The organism is Streptomyces durhamensis (assembly GCF_000725475.1).
GTDB classification, from domain to species: domain Bacteria; phylum Actinomycetota; class Actinomycetes; order Streptomycetales; family Streptomycetaceae; genus Streptomyces; species Streptomyces filipinensis.
Map to the genome: position 1 here is coordinate 65,472 of NZ_JNXR01000030.1, position 15,338 is coordinate 80,809.

A 15,338-nucleotide genomic window follows, 5' to 3' on the forward strand; every position below is an offset into this window, starting at 1 on the left:
GAGTGGTTCTCCATGTCCCAGAAGACCCTGGCCGAGGGCTCCCGAGCCGAGGCCGGCGCGATCGAGCACGGCGCGGCCTCGCCGAGGCGGTGGTGGATCCTCGCGGTCATCGCCGTCGCCCAGCTGATGGTCGTCCTCGACGCCACGATCGTGAACATCGCGCTGCCGTCCGCCCAGACCGACCTCGGCTTCTCCGACGGGAACCGGCAGTGGATCGTGACGGCGTACGCCCTCGCCTTCGCCTCCCTGCTGCTGCTCGGCGGGCGCATAGCCGACCTCTTCGGCCGCAAGCCCGCCTTCCTCGTCGGCGTCGTCGGCTTCGCCGCGGCCTCCGCGCTCGGCGGTGCCGCGAACGGCTTCACCATGCTGGTCGCCGCCCGCGCCCTGCAGGGTGCCTTCGGCGCACTGCTCGCCCCCGCCGCGCTGTCGCTGCTCAACACCACCTTCACCGACGCCCGGGAACGGGCCCGCGCCTTCAGCGTGTACGGCGCGATCGCCGGCGCCGGCGGTGCCGTGGGCCTGCTGCTCGGCGGTGTGCTGACCGACGCCCTCGACTGGCGCTGGACCCTGTACGTGAACGTGGCCATCGCGGTCGTCGCCTTCGCCGGCGGCTGGATCCTGCTGGGCAACCACCGCGACGCGGCGAACGCCAGGCTGGACGTGCCGGGCACGGTGCTCGTGGCCGCCGGCCTGTTCTCCCTGGTCTACGGCTTCTCCAATGCCGAGACCCACGACTGGGGTTCGCCGCTGACCTGGGGCTTCCTGAGCGCGGGTGGAGTGCTGCTGGCGGCCTTCGCCTGGTGGCAGACCCGGGCCGCGCACCCGCTGCTGCCGCTGCGCATCCTGCTCGACCGGGACCGGGCGGCCTCCTTCCTCGCGGTGCTGATCACCGGCGCGGGCATGTTCGGCGTGTTCCTCTTCCTGACCTACTACCTCCAGCTCAACCTCGGCTTCAGCCCCACGAAGACCGGCGTCGCGTTCCTGCCGATGGTCGGCGCCCTGATGGTGACCGCGCAGGTGGGCACCACGCTCCTGCTGCCCCGGCTCGGCCCGAAGACGGTCATCCCGCTGGGCTTCGCGGTCGCCACGGCAGGCATGGCCTGGCTGACCGGCATCGGCCTCGGCTCGCACTACCTCAGCGCGGTGCTGCCCCAGCTGATCGTGATCGGCGTGGGTCTCGGCCTGGTCATGCCGCCGGCCATGCAGCTGGCCACCGGCGGGGTCGCCGCCGAGGACGCGGGCGTGGCCTCGGCGACCGTCAACGCCATGCAGCAGGTGGGCGGTTCGATCGGCACAGCCCTGCTGAACACCCTGGCCGCGAGCGCCGCCACCGACTACCTGTCCGGCCGGGACGCCACCAGCAAGCTGGTGCGCGCGCAGGCGACGATCGAGAGCTACACGACCGCCTTCTGGTGGTCCGCGGGCTTCTTCGCCGCCGGCGCGCTGCTGACCTTCCTGTTCTACCGGCGGGGGGTGCCGCGGCAGGACGCGAGCGCCACGCCGGTCGTCCACATGTGACCGCCCGACCCGCCCGGACCCGAGGGGCCGCCGCCAGCAGGGAGACGGCGGCCCCTCGCCCTGCCATGGTGGGGCGTGCGGGCGGTCATGCGGTCCCGTCGCGGCCGTCGCCGCACTCACCGGCCGGGGCCTTGCGCCGCACGGCCGGTGCTGTTCGGTCGTGCCGCCGGTGCCTGCGTGCTGACCTGGACCTCCGGCTCCCGGTACGAGGAGCCGGGAGGCCGCGCCGGTTCGGCTCCGGCCACGGGCACCACCGGCGGGCGGTACCGGACAGGTGGCCCGGGCGGACCCCAGGCGGGACGCTTGAGACGGCACGGGCGGGTAACCCGTGACGGATCAAGAAGTCGGCGACGACGGGAGGAGACGTCATGCCCGGTGGCAACGAGCACGAGGACCGGCCCGAGTCGGCCCTGGAAGAGGTGCTCCGGGAGGTCGAGGAGGCCGAGAAACGCGACGAGGCCAAGGCCCCGGGCGGCAAGGCCGGGGACGCCGTCACACCGAACACCGGAGCGCAGGAGCAGGCGGACGGGGACTGAGCCGGGCCGCCGCGGCCGGCCGCCGGCCCTGCGGGCCCCGAGCCTCCGCGCCTGCGCCCATGTGAGGGTGCCCGGGTGTCTTGCGGAGGCGGGGGGTACCCGAGCCCCATGAACAGCCAGCCACGAGGACCCCGGCTGCCCCTGCCCCGAGGCCCGCTGTCCGCCGCGGTCGCCGCGTACCTGCGCGGCACGGGGCCCCTCCCCCGCCCCGCCGAGGCCGAGGCGGCGGATCCCTACGGCGACGACGCACCACTCGCCCTGTACCTGTGCTACGAGCTGCATTACCGGGGCTTCGCCGGCGTCGGCCCGCGGCATGAGTGGGACCCCGGGTTGCTGCGGGTCCGCGCCGCACTGGAGCGGCGTTTCCTGTCCGCGCTGCGTGCGGATGCGCCGGGCCACGACAGCCTCGACGACGCGCTCGCCGCGCTCCTGGTCGAACCGGCCGAGGGCAAGGGCGTCACCCATTTCCTGTACACGGAGGGCGAGTTGTGGCACCTGCGCGAATACGCCGCCCAGCGCTCCCTGTACCACCTGAAGGAGGCCGACCCGCACGCCTGGGTGCTGCCGCGGCTGTGGGGCCGGGCCAAGGCGGCGATGGCGGCGGTCGAGTTCGACGAGTTCGGCGGCGGCCGGGCCGACCGGGTGCACGCGCGTCTGTTCGCCGCGCTGATGGCGGACCTGGGCCTGGACACCGCCTACGGCCACTATGTGGACGCGGCCCGCGCGGAGATGCTGGCCGTCGTCAACCTGATGTCCCTGTTCGGCCTGCACCGCGAGCTGCGCGCCGCGCTGGTGGGCCACTTCGCCGAGGTGGAGATCACCTCCTCACCGGGTTCCCGCCGGCTCGCCGAGGCCATGCGCCGCACCGGCGCCGGAGCCGCCGCGGAGTTCTTCTACGACGAGCATGTGGAGGCGGACGCGGTCCACGAACAGGTCGTACGCCACGACGTGATCGGCGGACTGCTCGCCGAGGAGCCGGAACTCGCGGCGGACGTGACCTTCGGGATCGACGCCACCGAGTACCTGGAGGACCGTCTGGCCCGTCGGCTGCTCGCCGACTGGCGAGCCGGGCGCTCCTCACTGCGCACGCCCCTTGAGCCAGACATGACCCGTACGCCGTGAATATCGGGGTACTCGTGCGAGGTGATCGCTGTGGTGCTCCCGGGCGTGTACGCCCCGCAGGACGACACGGAGTTGCCGGCGGAGGCCCTCCGCGAGGAGGCGCCGACGGCCGGTGCGTATGTGCTCGACCTCGGCACCGGCAGCGGGGCACTCGCTCTGGCCCGGAGCCGCATGTACGACCTGATTCCGGGCCTGGGACGCGGGCCGGGACGGGCGGCTGCTGGACCGCATCCGCCGGGACGCACCCGCGCTGCTGCGCGCCGGAGGGGTGCTGCTGACCGTGCACTCCGCGCTCAGCGATCCCGGCCGGGCGCTGGAACTGAAGGCCGCGGTGGTACGGCGCCGGTGGGTCGCCCTCGGGCCCGTGCTGCGCTCCCGGGAGGACTGGCTGCGCCGGCGCGGCCTGCTCGCGCCGGACGAGGAGAGGGAGGAGCTGGTGGTCATCCGTGCCGAACGAATCCGCTGACCGGGCCCGCCGGATCACCATGCGGCGCGGGGGGCCGCTGCTGGTCGAGGGGCCGGTGGAGATCGAGCTGGAGGACGGCACCACGGTCTCCTCGGACCGTTTCCGTGTCGCTCTGTGTACTTGCCGGCGCAGTCGCCGTTACCCCTGGTGCGACACGAGTCACCGGCACAAGGGCAAGGACACCGACTGAAACCGCCTGTTTTTCGCCGCTCCCCGGGAAAGGCCCCCCACGGGCCCGCCCGGGGAGCGGCTGTGTGCCCGGAAACCGGCGGGCGGCCCCACTCCGCCCGTCGGTTCCGGTACGAGATCGCAGGTTCCCCGCTCCAGGGGCCGCACTCCCCAGTTGCGGACCTGATCCGGTGTGTGCGGGGACACGTGCGATCCCGGCCCCTAGAAGGCGAAGACGCCGCCGCCGACGGAGTCCCGCATACAGGTGTTGCCGAAGGTGTGCTCGTACGAGACGCGCTTGCCCTGCCAGACGCCCTGGACGGTGACGACGACCGGGTCGTACAGCTTGGTGCACCACACGTCGCCGGTCTTGAGGGCACCGAAGTCGCCGCCGGCGCCGCGCAGCTCCGCGCAGGCCTGGGACGCGGCCGGGTGGGTGCCGGACGCCGTGGGGGCGCATGTCAGGGTGACGGCGCGCTCCGGAGTGGCCGTGGCCGCGTCGCTGCCGTGGCCCGTGGTGAGGACCAGCGCCGAGGGGGCGTAGAGCGACGACGGGGCGGCGCCCGGTGCAGCGACGGCGGCCCCGGTCAGGGGTCCGCAGACGGCGGCGGCCGTCAGGCCGATGGCCGCTGCCCAGCGCGCGGTGTTCCGCATTGTGTGCATCCTTCCGCTCGAACAGACGAGGTGCCGGCCCAGGCCCGGTCGGGCACCGGGGCGGCGAGCGCCACTCTGCCGAGTCCGGCCACGAAACACACATCGAACGCATGGGTTTCGGTAACCTTTCGTGTTGAAGCAGTGGCGTGAAGTCACGGAATCCGCACACCGTGACCCAGGCACGGAGCGGGTTCCGCGCCGCACGGCCTTCCGAATGGCTGAAAATCAGCGCGTCGTTAATCGTCCTGAAACATTCCGGCTCTGCCCTCGGCGAACCCCTTCGTGACCCCTTGTGTTCATGAAATGATCGACGTAATGCTGATTACATGATTACGACAGAGCAGAGAGAGAAGCTGCGGGGGTGGTTCGCCGGCCGGTTGCCCGACGATCTGTTCGAGGAACTGGTGGAGGTGACCGCCGACCGCGAGGAGATCACCGTGATCGGGCGCGTTCCCGAACCGCGGCTCGCCGAGGGCGTCTCGGCCACGGAGCGGGAGGCCGCCCTGCGGGCCCGGATCCAGGAGTTCCGGGAGCGCACCCGCGAGGACCGGATGGAGGTGGCCCGGGAGGCCGAGCAGCTGTTCCGCCGGAAGGTCTCCTGGGGGGTGGTGTGCGGCGCGGAGCGCGCCCTGTTCACGCATGTGGCCGCGCCGGTGATGACCCGGCTGCGCCAGCCGGAACGGCAGGTCCTGGACACCCTCATCGCGGGGGGTGTCGCACGCAGCCGCAGCGAGGCCCTCGCCTGGTGCGTGCGCCTGGTCCAGCGCCACACCGACGACTGGCTGACCGAGCTGCGCGAGTCACTGGAACACGTCCAGCGGGTCCGGGCCCAGGGACCGGACGTCGAGGAGGTGGCCGATTCCTCCACCGAGGACGGCGAAGAAGGATGATTCATCCTCTGGCAGGGGTCTTCGCCGGCGCCGTACCGTCGGCAGACCCCTCCGGACGGCCCCTGCCCGCGCCGCACACCCCCGCGGCACCGACGGCCGTTCGTCACCGTCGCGCCACCAAGCGCTCCATCGCCGTGTCCCCGCTGGAGCCCCCGTGACCCCTCAGTCCCCCGACTCGCCCACCGCGCCGCCGCCGTCCCTCACCGAGGTCGAGCCCTACGGCGTCGAGCGCATCCCCGACGCCGACCGCACCGCGACCCCGCTCGACCTGTTCCGGGTCGCCTTCGGCGGCGCCAACACCTTCTCCACCTGCGTCCTCGGCGCGTTCCCGATCCTGTTCGGACTCTCCTTCTGGCAGGGGCTCGCGGCCACCGTCCTCGGTGTCGTCGCGGGAGCGCTGATCCTGTGCCCGATGGCCGTGTTCGGTCCGGTCAACGGCACCAACAACGCGGTCGCGTCCTCCGCGCACCTGGGTGTGCACGGCCGGGTGGTCGGCTCGTTCCTGTCCCTGCTGACGGCCGTCGCGTTCTTCTCCATCTCGGTGTGGAGCTCGGGCGACGCCCTGGTCGGCGGCGCGCACCGGCTGTTCGGACTGGAGCGCGGCACAGCGTCGTACGTCGTCGCGTACGCCCTGTTCGCCGGGCTGGTCCTCGCCGTGTGCGTCTACGGCTTCCGGTTCATGCTGTTCGTCAACAAGATCGCCGTCACCTCGGCGACCGTGCTCTTCCTGCTCGGCGCGATCGCCTTCGCCGGTGACTTCGACCCGTCGTACGCCGGTGTGTTCACGGCCTCGGCCAGCGCCTCGACCCAGTCCCTCTTCTGGCCGTCGTTCATAGGTGCGGCCCTGATCGTGCTCTCCAACCCGGTGTCGTTCGGCGCGTTCCTCGGCGACTGGTCGCGCTACATCCCGGCGGACACACCCCGCCGCAAGGTGGTCGGCGCCGCGTTCCTCTCCCAGATCGCGACGCTGCTGCCGTTCGTCTTCGGTCTGGCGACCGCCAGCATCATCGCGACGAAGGCGCCGAAGTACGTCGACCCGGCCGCGCCCGACTTCGTGGGCGGGCTGCTGGCGATCTCGCCGAGCTGGTTCTTCCTGCCGGTCTGTCTGCTCGCCCTGATCGGGGGCATGTCGACGGGCACCACCTCGCTGTACGGCACCGGCCTGGACTTCTCGTCGGTGTTCCCGAAGCTGTCCCGCGTCCAGGCGACGCTGCTGGTCGGCGTGCTGTCCATCGCGTTCATCTTCGTCGGCCGGTTCGGCCTGGACCTCGTGCAGTCGATCTCGACGTTCGCCACGATGATCATCACCTGCACCACGCCGTGGATGGTCGTGATGATGCTCGGCTTCCACACCCGGCGCGGCTGGTACGACCCCGACGCGCTGCAGGTCTTCAACCGCCGTCAGCGCGGCGGCCGTTACTGGTTCACGCACGGCTGGAACTGGCGCGGCATGACGGCCTGGTGGGTGGCCGCGGTGGTCGGCGTGCTGTTCACGAACATCCCGGGCCAGTTCGTCGGTCCGCTGGGGAACGTGGCGAACGGCGTCGACATCAGTCTGCCCCTGTCGCTCGCGGTGGCCGCCGTACTGTTCCTGACGCTGTTGCGGGTGTTCCCCGAGCCCCGGGCGGTGTACGGACCCGAGGGCGCCCGGCTGGCCCGTACGGCCGAGACGGCGGTGCCGCCGATCACCGGTCCCGGCGCCCCGGCGGAGGACGCCTCCCCCGCGCTCGCGGCCGAGGGCGGCCGATGAGCGACTGGCTCGACCTGTCGGTTCCCGTGGTCACCGGGATGCCCGTGTATCCCGGTGATCCGGAGGTGACGGTCTCGCACGCGCTGCGGGCCCCGGCCGACGGCGTCAACGTCCTGGCCCTGCACCTGGGTTCGCAGTCCGGCACGCACGTCGACGCGCCCTACCACGTGGACGACGCCTGGCCCCGCCTGGACGAGCTGCCGCTGAGCCGGTTCGCGGGACCCGCGGTCGTGGCCGACGTGCGGGGGCTGCCCGCCCGCTCACCCCTCACCGAGGGCCTGCTGTCCCCCGCGCTCGACGCCCTCACGGCGGCACCCGGCGCACTGCTGCTGCTCGCCACGGGCTGGTCGGCGCACTGGGGCACCGACGCGTACCTCGACCACCCGTGGCTGACTCCGGGAGCCGCGGAGGCCGTGGTGGCGGCCGGCGCGCGCACCGTGGCCGTGGACGCGCTCAGCGTGGACCCCACGCCCCGGCCCGGCGATCCCCCCGCGGACCACGGCCTGCCGGCCCATCGGGTGCTGTGCGGCGCGGGCGGGGTGATCGCCGAGAACCTCACCGGCCTCGACCGCCTGGTGGGCGCGGAGACGGTCGAGGTGTTCCTCTTCCCGCTGAGACTCCCCGGGGCGGACGGCGCTCCGGTCCGGGCGGTGGCCCGGGTCGGCTGAACGCCCCGCGGGCCGCCCCTGGCCGACCGGCCCGGCGCCCATGCGCCGGGCCGGTCCGGAATGGTCAACTCCGCACACATTGCCGGGAGTTGACCCAGGCATCCGGTACGTTGACGCCCATGACCGATTTCATACTGGTGCCGGGTGCCTGGCTGGGGGCGTGGGCGTGGGACGAGGTGGCCGCCGACCTGCGCGCCGCCGGCCACGCGGCGCAGGCCCTCACCCTGTCCGGGCTGGCCGAGAAGAAGCAGTTGCCCGCGGGGCAGCAGATCCACGTCCAGGACATCGTCGAGGAGGTCGAGCGGCGAGAGCTGCGGGACGTCGTCCTGGTCGGGCACAGCTACTCGGGCGTGCCGGTCGGGCAGGCGGCCGAGCGGATCGGCGACCGGCTGCGCCGAGTGGTGTTCGTCGACTCCAACCTGCCGGAGGACGGGGTGTCGTTCCTCGACGGCTTCCCCAGCGATCACATCCGTGCCGCTCTCGACGAACGGGAGGGAGTGTGGCCGCTCCTTCCGGCGGCGGCCTACGCGCACCAGGACCTCACGGACGAGCAGATCGCCCGTCTCATCGCCGAGGGCACGCCGCACCCCGCCGCCACGCTGACCGAACCCGCCGTGCTGGGGCGTCCGCTGGCCGAGCTGCCGGCGACCTACGTCAAGTGCGGCCTGGACGGCCGTGACCCGCTGCCGGCGGTGACGGAGGCGCTGCGGGGCGGACGCTGGGAGCTGGTCGAGCTGAAGACCGGTCACTGGCCGATGTTCTCCACGCCCCGGGAGCTCGCCCGCATCCTGGACGCGGCGGCCGCCCGCCGCTGAGCCGCCCTCGCCGGTGGCGGGCGGGCCGCCACCGGCGGTGCCTCAGGTGTTCCTCACCGGCTGGCGCGCGGGCCGGGCCGACGGACCGCCCGTGCCGGCGACCGAGAGGGAGCCGGGGGTCGCCGAGGGCGTGTCGGTCAGCCAGCGCTGGCCGGCGGAGCGGTCCCGGACCTTGACGACGAGGTCGGCGCCCGCGTTCTGGGCGGAGGTCGCGAGGGCGAGGGTCCGGTCCCAGTGGGGCACCAACTCGCCCTGCGCGGTGAGGTCGTAGCGCACGTCGTCGCCGCGTTGCGAGCCGGCGTCGGCGCAGCTGCCGAGGATCACCACACCGGCGTCGGCGTGCGAGTCCAGGCACAGCCCCGCGTCGGCCGCGCTGCGCAGCAGTCCGTCGGCGTCGTGGACCCACTGCTGGCCGGGTGCCGACGAGCAGACGGCGAGGACCGTGCTCGCCCCGGCCTTCGGCGTGCCGTCGATGTCCAGGCACAGGCCGGCGGCGGCGTTGCGCAGCCGGGTGGGGCGGCCGGCGGCGGGCAGTTCCGCGGTGCCCGGTGCGGCGGCGGAGGAGGGCGGGGTGTGGCCGGCGGCGCTGCCGGGGACGGCGCTGGTGGAGGCCACCGGATCGGTGCCGTCGGCGCCGTCCGGCCACACGCTGATCGCGAGGACGGTCGCCAGCAGCCCGGCCGAGGCGACACCGACCCCGGTGAGCAGCGCCTTGGAGGACCAGGCGGGGCCGGCGACCCGGGCGAGCGTCCCGGGCTCGCCGCCGCGGCGCCGGCCGCGCGAGCCCGGGGTCTTGTCCGGGGCCGCACCGTCGCCGCGCCGCCGGGCGCCGGGCAGGGCGGCGCGGGCGAGCAGGCCGGGTCCGCCGCCACCGCGCCGGCGTCCGCCGGATCGCCGGGAACCACCGCGGCCGCGGGCGGGACCGGGACGGCGGCCGGGACGGGAGTCGAGGTAGCGGCGGGCGCCCCAGCCGAGCACGGCCTCGGCGAGCAGCACGCCCGGGGCGGCGTCCGCGTGGCCCAGCTGCTCGGCGGCGTGCCGGCAGTAGGAGCAGGCGGACAGGTGCTCCTGGACGTCGGGCAGCAGGGCACCGGCACCGCCCCGGCGGATCGGCGCGTCCAGCAGGCGGTTGTAGTAGCGGCAATCCTTGCCGGGCGCGAGTTCCCGGTGGGCGCGCACCAGGCCCTCGCGGAATTTGTCCCGTGCCTGCTCCAGTGCGGCCGCCGCGCTCTCGACGTCCACGCCCAGCAGTCCGGCGGGAACGGTTATCGGCTCGGCCTCGACCTCGGTGTGCCACAACAGCGTCTGCTCAAGCCGGGGAAGGGCGTGAAAGGAGCGGTCGGAGAGGGCACGGTTTTCCGGTATCAGGGTCTTCGCGGCGCGCATCCCGCGGCCCCCGGCGGGTTTCCCGAGGCCGGGCAGTGCGACGGTGATCCGGTCGGTGCCGGACCAGTTGACGACCGTGTCCCGGACCGCCACCAGCAGCCGGGGCCGCAGCGCCTCGGCGGGTTCGCCGAGCGCGAGCCGGCCGAGGACCTGGTGGAAGGCGGTGGCGGTGACCATGTGGGCGAGCGGCCCGGACAGCGCCAGGCAGACCACGGCGTAGTCGTGGGCCGGCTGCCAGTGCCGGGCCATCAGCAGGGCGGCGGACCGTGAGCCCTCCGCGTCGGAGCCGGCCCGCAGCGGACCGGCAAGCAATTCGTCGGACTCCCCGGGGTCGCCGCCGGGCGGCGGAAAAGGAGGGCGAGGGGGGTGGGGGGTGGGCACTGAGCGGGTTCCTTTGGTGCGTGCTGCGTTGGTGCTTATCTCTGCGGCGTGCGAGAAGAGGCAATTGGCCGGATTTCTACCGGTGATGTTCCGCAAGTGCCGGAAGAACCCCGGACTTTACCCCCCGCACGGGCGTTTCAACCCTTGCACAACTTCCACACGAACAACAGGGCGCCCGCACAACCGCGGCAGTTTTGAAAGAAAGTCAGAATGCCGCCGGCTCGCCGCTCGCGCGCATCGCCTTTCGTCAGGTCACGCGCCCCGTGTGAAGCGTGCACACGCACCGGGCGGTCCGCGCACGCTTCCGGGGTGTGCGGCCCGGTAGTGCACTGGGGTCGGCCCCGAGAGACCGGCCGCCGGCCCCGTTCCTCCCGCCCTCGGCCGGCGGCCCCTCTCATCCTGCTCCGGCCGGCGGCCCCGGCGGCTTCCCCCGCCGGCCGGGGCGGGCTGGGCGCTCAGATCTGCCAGGACCGCAGCCGGTCCGCCGCGCCGTAGACATCGGACTTGCCGGACATCAGATCGCGGGCGAGATCGACGAGGGCGCCGTAGGGCGGGTCGATGCCGACGCCGCTGACGAACATGTAGGACACGGCGGTCGCGCAGGCGAAGCGGGCGTTGGCCGCGGGCAGGGGCTTGAGCACGGCGAGGGTGTGCAGCAGGGCGGCGGCCCGCCAGGCGGGGTCGGAGTCCACGCCGAGCCGCGGGGGATCCACGCGGTGCCGGGCGACGGCGGCGACCAGCGCGGAGAAGTCGTCGACCGCGGGCTGGTCGGGCAGGACCTCCTCGTGGCGCTGGAGCAGCCAGGGGACGTCGATATGGATGACGGAAGGCATGCGTCAGGCGGCCTCGTCCTTCACGGCGGGTTCATCGTCGGGGAAGGCCGCCGCGAACTCCTCGGCATGGGCGGCGAAGAACTGCCGGAAAGCCGCGGCGCCCTCCTGCAGGGCCCGGTGCCGGGCTATGTCGGCGGCCGCGGCCTCGCGCACGAGGGCCTTCATCGACGTACCGCGCTCCTTGGCGATCTGCCGCAGGTCCTCGAGTTCCCGTTCGCTGAACTCCACGTTGAGAGCAGGCATGCCCCTCACCGTACCGCGCGGGTACTTGCGCGTAAATATCGGCAGGTCAAGTGCACTTTCCCGCGGTACCCGAGGGATGCGAAAGCCATGTCCGGTTCCCGCCGGTCACCGGGCGCCCGGCGCAGCAGACTCGGCAGCACCGAAAGAAAGCACAGCGGGACACGAGGAGCACTGCGATGACCGCACGCACCATCAGCACCGTCCATCCGAGCCCGCTGGGCGACCTGCTGCTGACCGGCTCGGTGGCGTCGTCCGGCCTGACGCTCACCTCGCTCGGCATGCCCGCACAGCGCGGCGCGCCCGCCGTCCGCGCGAAGGCCCGCGAGGACGGGCCGTTCGCCGAGGCGCACCGGCAGCTGGACGCCTACTTCGCGGGGCGTCGCACCCGGTTCGAGCTGCCGCTCACCACCGGCGGCACCCCGTTCCAGCGGGCGGTGTGGCAGGCCCTGGACGACATCCCCTGCGGCACGACGGCCTCGTACGGCGAGCTGGGCGCCCGGCTGGGCGTGCCGCGCGCCGGACTCCGCGCGGTGGGCCGGGCGCTGGGCGCCAACCCCCTGCTGCTCGTCCGCCCCTGCCACCGGGTGATCGGTGCGGACGGTGCGCTGCGCGGGTACGCGGGCGGAGTCGAGCGCAAGCGGTGGCTGCTCACGCACGAGGGCGCGCTGCAGCGGGTCCTGGTGTGAGGGAGCCGGGCCCGTGACCGCAGCACTAGACGTCGAGCCGGCTGATGCGGATCGCCCCCTTCGCCTCGCCCGGGTGGGCGCTGGTGAGTGTCAGCCGCAGGCGGGAGCCCCGCACCGGGTCGAAGGTGATCACGGTCGGGGTGTCGGAGGCGGTGGCCCAGTCCACCTTGGCGCCCGTCACCGGCACATGGGTACGGCCGTCCCAGACCGCGACCTCCGCCGTGGCGGGCAGCGCGTGGGTGGCGTCCACGGTGAACGAGGCCTCCACCCGGTCGAGGGTCCGGCCGCGTCCGAAGTCGACCGACACCCAGTCCCCGGCGCGGGCCCCGTCGAACGCGGGCAGCAGCGCGGTGGCCGGCTTGACGAAGGCGTTGGACCAGCCGGTGGCCGGGTCGCCGTCCAGCATCGCGGCGGGCAGCGTGTCCCGGCGCCCCGAGTAACTGGCGTCCGCACAGGGGTGGTCGGCGGGCGCGGGATGGTCGGGCCCGAAGACGGGCGCGGGGGTGGCGGCGGTCTCGCGCGCCGGGGTGGTGTGCACGCCGACCGTGCCCGTGCGCAGGCCGTCGGCCCGCGCGGTGACCTTCAGCGGGCCCGGCTCCGTACCGGACCGGACGATGGCGAGGGCCTTGCCGTGGAAGGCGGTGCGGGTGCTCGCCTGGTAGCGCTCGGCACTCTCCTCGCGGCCGTTGTCGACCCCGGCCAAGGAGCCTCCGCCGACGTCGAAGGTGATGAGGTGCCCGGCGCCGGGCACCACCACCCCCTGCGCGTCGACGACCTCGGCGGTGACGAAGAGCAGCGAACGGCCGTCGGCGGCGAGGGAGGTGCGGTCTGCGGTGAGCCGCAGGGCGTGCGCCGGGCCGGCCGTGCGCAGCACGTCGGTGGCGACCACCTTGCCGTCCCGCCGGGCCACGGCCTTCAGCTCCCCCGGCTGGAACGGCACCTTCCAGGTCAGGTGCAGCTTGCCCGCGCTGCCGTTGGGACTGGTGTAACTGCCCGGGTAGGGACCGTCGGTGACGGTCCTGTCGTCGCCGGTGGCCTCGGTGGTCTCCAGGTAGGCGCGCCCGTCGGTGGTCTTCTTGACGTCGAACTCCCGGACGCCGAGGGACTTCCCGTTGAGGAACAGCTCCACGGACGGCACGTTGGCGTACGCCCAGACCTCGACCGTGGCCCCCTCCCCGAGGTTCTCGTGGTTCCAGCTCATCGGCAGCAGATGGACCATCGGCTCGGCCGTCCACTGGCTCTTGAACAGGTGGTACATGTCCTTCGGGAACCCGGCCGTGTCGACGGCGCCGAAGAAGGACGCCTTGACCGGGAAGACGTCGTACGGGGTGGGTTCGCCGATGTAGTCGATGCCGGACCACAGGAACTGTCCCGCGAACCACTTCCGGTCCCGGTCCTTCTTGTGCCCGTACTCGCCGCTCATGGTCCAGGAGGCGAGGTTGTTGTCGTAGGAGGAGACCTCCCGCCTGCCCGGCGTGTGGTTCTCGCCCGTGTTGAGGTGTTCCGGTTCCTGGTACGTGCCCCGGGTGGAGGTCTCCGAGGAGGACTCGGACTCGAAGAGGAACAGGTGCGGGTACTTCGCGTGCAGGGCGTCGACGGACCCGGCCGTGTTGTAGTTCAGGCCGAGACCGTCGAGCTTGGCGAGCATGCGGTCGGCCGGGGAGCCGGTGGCGGGCACACCGTGGTACTTGTCCGAGCCGATGACCACGGGGCGGGTGCCGTCGGCGGCCTTGACGGCACCGATGATCCGGTCGGCCATGGCGAGCCCGGCGGTGGAGGTGGAGTCGGGTATCTCGTTGCCTATGGACCACAGGACGACGGCCGGTGAGTTCCGCGCGGCCAGCACCATCTCGGTGGCGTCCTTCTCGCACCACTCGTCGAAGAACCGGCCGTAGTCGTACGTCGTCTTGCCGGTCCGCCAGCAGTCGAAGGCCTCCACCATCATCACGATGCCGAGTTCCTCGCACACCTGGATCATCTGCGGAGAGGGCGGGTTGTGGGAGGTGCGGAAGGCGTTGACGCCCATCGACTTCATGATCCGCATCTGTCTGCGGACCGCGTCGATGTTGATCGCGGCGCCGAGCGCGCCCTGGTCGTGGTGGAGGTCGACGCCCTTGATCTTGGTGGGGGTGCCGTTGAGGGAGAAGCCCTCGTCGGGGTCGAAGCGGTAGTCGCGGATGCCGAAGCCGGTCCGGTGGGTGTCCGTGGTGCGGCCCGCGACACGCAGCTCGGTGTGCAGGGTGTAGCGGTGCTGCGGGGTGGCGAAGTCCCACAACAGGGGGTTGTCGACGGTCAGTTCCTGGGTCTCCGTGGCCCGGTCGGAGACGGCGGCCGTGCTGGACGTGCGGGCGACCGTGCGGCCGTCGGGCCCGGTGATCCTGGACAGGACCTGGACGTCCGTGCCGGTGCCGGACTCGTTCAGCACGGTCGTCGCGACCCGGACGACGGCACCGGCGGCCGAGACCTCGGGGGTCGTGACGTAGGTGCCCCAGCGCGCCACGTGCACCGGTTCGGTGAGCACGAGCCGGGCCTCGCGGTAGATGCCGCTGCCGGAGTACCAGCGGCTGCTGGGCAGCTGGTTCTGCACCTTCACCGCGAGCACGTTGGGCGTGCTTCCATCGGTGTGCACGAGGCCGGTGAGGTCTAGGGCGAAGCCGGTGTAGCCGTAGGGGTGGCGGCCGGCTTCCGTGCCGTTGCAGTAGACGTAGGAGTCCATGTAGACGCCGTCGAACTCCACCGAGATCCGCTTGCCCGCGCAGGCCGGCGGCAGGGTGAAGGCGAGCCGGTACCAGCCGAGGCCGCCCGGGAAGAAGCCGGTGCCGCTGGTGGTGCCGTGGTCGGTGGTGGGGGTCTGCTCGATGCTCCAGTCGTGCGGGACCGCGACCTCGCGCCAGGTCGAGTCGTCGAAGCCGGGATCGGCGGCCTGTGCGTGGGCGCCGGTGGGGTCGGTGACGCCGCCCGGGTCGACCAGGGCGAAGCGCCAGCCGTCCCGCAGCGGCACGGTGTGGCGCCCGCCTGCCCCGGCGGATGCCTCGGCGGCGTCGGCGGACGGTGCCGCCGGGATGCTCGGCAGCGCTCCGGCCGCGGATGTCGCGGTGGCGGCGACCAGAACCGATCGGCGCGTGACCGTCATGGCGGCTTCCCCCTCATCGGGACCCAGAAGTACTCACAACTGATCGGGAACAAACAGATTCTGACGGTCTGGCACACGCGATCGTCAAG

14 protein-coding genes and 1 pseudogene are annotated in these 15,338 nt (G+C 72.9%); 10 read left to right on the forward strand and 5 right to left on the reverse strand.

The features are described from left to right. Window positions 1–12 precede the first annotated feature (12 nt). From IO33_RS0134170 to IO33_RS0134190, 5 genes and pseudogenes are all read left to right on the forward strand, one after another. A complete protein-coding gene (locus IO33_RS0134170; RefSeq protein WP_031172299.1) occupies window positions 13–1,518 on the forward strand; it encodes an MFS transporter in 1,506 nt (501 codons plus the stop codon). Between the two features lie 368 nt (window positions 1,519–1,886). Further along, window positions 1,887–2,054 (forward strand): hypothetical protein, encoded by a 168-nt coding sequence (locus tag IO33_RS51405; protein WP_167349492.1) that lies wholly within the window; start codon window positions 1,887–1,889, stop codon window positions 2,052–2,054. Between the two features lie 108 nt (window positions 2,055–2,162). Continuing rightward, window positions 2,163–3,176, forward strand: coding sequence for an iron-containing redox enzyme family protein (locus tag IO33_RS0134180; protein ID WP_031172302.1), 1,014 nt, complete (start codon window positions 2,163–2,165; stop codon window positions 3,174–3,176). Then, a pseudogene (locus IO33_RS44700) lies at window positions 3,177–3,642 on the forward strand (class I SAM-dependent methyltransferase). After that, a complete protein-coding gene (locus tag IO33_RS0134190) occupies window positions 3,623–3,832 on the forward strand; it encodes a CDGSH iron-sulfur domain-containing protein (protein WP_031172304.1) in 210 nt (69 codons plus the stop codon). The pseudogene IO33_RS44700 and the gene IO33_RS0134190 overlap by 20 nt, the downstream one beginning before the upstream one ends. A 200-nt stretch (window positions 3,833–4,032) precedes the next feature. Here IO33_RS0134190 and IO33_RS0134195 read toward each other — a convergent pair whose 3' ends face one another. Further along, on the reverse strand, window positions 4,033–4,464 hold the full coding sequence (locus IO33_RS0134195; protein WP_031172306.1) for a subtilase-type protease inhibitor: 432 nt from the start codon (window positions 4,462–4,464) through the stop codon (window positions 4,033–4,035). Window positions 4,465–4,790: 326 nt separating this feature from the next. Here IO33_RS0134195 and IO33_RS0134200 point away from each other — a divergent pair, with 326 nt between their 5' ends. The 4 genes from IO33_RS0134200 to IO33_RS0134215 all read left to right on the forward strand — a co-directional run bounded on the left by IO33_RS0134200 (window position 4,791) and on the right by IO33_RS0134215 (window position 8,587). Continuing rightward, window positions 4,791–5,354: a hypothetical protein gene (locus IO33_RS0134200; protein WP_031172309.1), complete on the forward strand. Its 564-nt coding sequence runs from the start codon at window positions 4,791–4,793 to the stop codon at window positions 5,352–5,354. Between the two features lie 154 nt (window positions 5,355–5,508). Beyond that, a complete protein-coding gene (locus IO33_RS0134205; RefSeq protein WP_031172311.1) occupies window positions 5,509–7,104 on the forward strand; it encodes a purine-cytosine permease family protein in 1,596 nt (531 codons plus the stop codon). Beyond that, window positions 7,101–7,772, forward strand: coding sequence for a cyclase family protein (locus IO33_RS0134210; protein ID WP_031172312.1), 672 nt, complete (start codon window positions 7,101–7,103; stop codon window positions 7,770–7,772). Before IO33_RS0134205 ends, IO33_RS0134210 begins: the two co-directional genes overlap by 4 nt. Before the next feature lie 119 nt (window positions 7,773–7,891). After that, window positions 7,892–8,587, forward strand: coding sequence for an alpha/beta fold hydrolase (locus IO33_RS0134215; RefSeq protein WP_031172313.1), 696 nt, complete (start codon window positions 7,892–7,894; stop codon window positions 8,585–8,587). Between the two features lie 42 nt (window positions 8,588–8,629). Here the strand turns inward: IO33_RS0134215 and IO33_RS0134220 are convergent, their stop codons facing one another. From IO33_RS0134220 to IO33_RS0134230, 3 genes are all read right to left on the reverse strand, one after another. Next, complete coding sequence (locus IO33_RS0134220; protein WP_031172317.1) at window positions 8,630–10,354, reverse strand: RICIN domain-containing protein; 1,725 nt, start codon at window positions 10,352–10,354, stop codon at window positions 8,630–8,632. A 455-nt stretch (window positions 10,355–10,809) separates the two neighbouring features. Next, window positions 10,810–11,187: a hypothetical protein gene (locus IO33_RS0134225; protein ID WP_031172319.1), complete on the reverse strand. Its 378-nt coding sequence runs from the start codon at window positions 11,185–11,187 to the stop codon at window positions 10,810–10,812. A gap of 3 nt (window positions 11,188–11,190) precedes the next feature. Beyond that, window positions 11,191–11,430: a hypothetical protein gene (locus IO33_RS0134230; RefSeq protein WP_031172321.1), complete on the reverse strand. Its 240-nt coding sequence runs from the start codon at window positions 11,428–11,430 to the stop codon at window positions 11,191–11,193. Window positions 11,431–11,606: 176 nt separating this feature from the next. On the opposite strand from IO33_RS0134230, the gene IO33_RS0134235 reads away from it, so the two are divergent. Next, window positions 11,607–12,116 carry a methylated-DNA--[protein]-cysteine S-methyltransferase gene (locus tag IO33_RS0134235; protein ID WP_031172323.1) on the forward strand — a complete coding sequence of 170 codons (510 nt, stop codon included), beginning with the start codon at window positions 11,607–11,609 and terminating at the stop codon, window positions 12,114–12,116. A gap of 25 nt (window positions 12,117–12,141) precedes the next feature. Here the strand turns inward: IO33_RS0134235 and IO33_RS0134240 are convergent, their stop codons facing one another. Beyond that, window positions 12,142–15,249: a glycoside hydrolase family 2 TIM barrel-domain containing protein gene (locus IO33_RS0134240; RefSeq protein ID WP_031172325.1), complete on the reverse strand. Its 3,108-nt coding sequence runs from the start codon at window positions 15,247–15,249 to the stop codon at window positions 12,142–12,144. Window positions 15,250–15,338 lie beyond the last annotated feature (89 nt).

Excerpts from the sequence above, each read along its gene's own strand:
- IO33_RS0134170 (WP_031172299.1), top strand. The coding sequence starts at position 13 with ATGTCCCAGAAGACCCTGGCCGAGGGCTCCCGAGCCGAGGCCGGCGCG.
- IO33_RS51405 (WP_167349492.1), top strand. The coding sequence starts at position 1,887 with ATGCCCGGTGGCAACGAGCACGAGGACCGGCCCGAGTCGGCCCTGGAA.
- IO33_RS0134180 (WP_031172302.1), top strand. The coding sequence starts at position 2,163 with ATGAACAGCCAGCCACGAGGACCCCGGCTGCCCCTGCCCCGAGGCCCG.
- IO33_RS0134195 (WP_031172306.1), bottom strand. The coding sequence starts at position 4,464 with ATGCGGAACACCGCGCGCTGGGCAGCGGCCATCGGCCTGACGGCCGCC.
- IO33_RS0134200 (WP_031172309.1), top strand. The coding sequence starts at position 4,791 with ATGATTACGACAGAGCAGAGAGAGAAGCTGCGGGGGTGGTTCGCCGGC.
- IO33_RS0134210 (WP_031172312.1), top strand. The coding sequence starts at position 7,101 with ATGAGCGACTGGCTCGACCTGTCGGTTCCCGTGGTCACCGGGATGCCC.
- IO33_RS0134215 (WP_031172313.1), top strand. The coding sequence starts at position 7,892 with ATGACCGATTTCATACTGGTGCCGGGTGCCTGGCTGGGGGCGTGGGCG.
- IO33_RS0134225 (WP_031172319.1), bottom strand. The coding sequence starts at position 11,187 with ATGCCTTCCGTCATCCATATCGACGTCCCCTGGCTGCTCCAGCGCCAC.
- IO33_RS0134230 (WP_031172321.1), bottom strand. The coding sequence starts at position 11,430 with ATGCCTGCTCTCAACGTGGAGTTCAGCGAACGGGAACTCGAGGACCTG.
- IO33_RS0134235 (WP_031172323.1), top strand. The coding sequence starts at position 11,607 with ATGACCGCACGCACCATCAGCACCGTCCATCCGAGCCCGCTGGGCGAC.
- IO33_RS0134240 (WP_031172325.1), bottom strand. The coding sequence starts at position 15,249 with ATGACGGTCACGCGCCGATCGGTTCTGGTCGCCGCCACCGCGACATCC.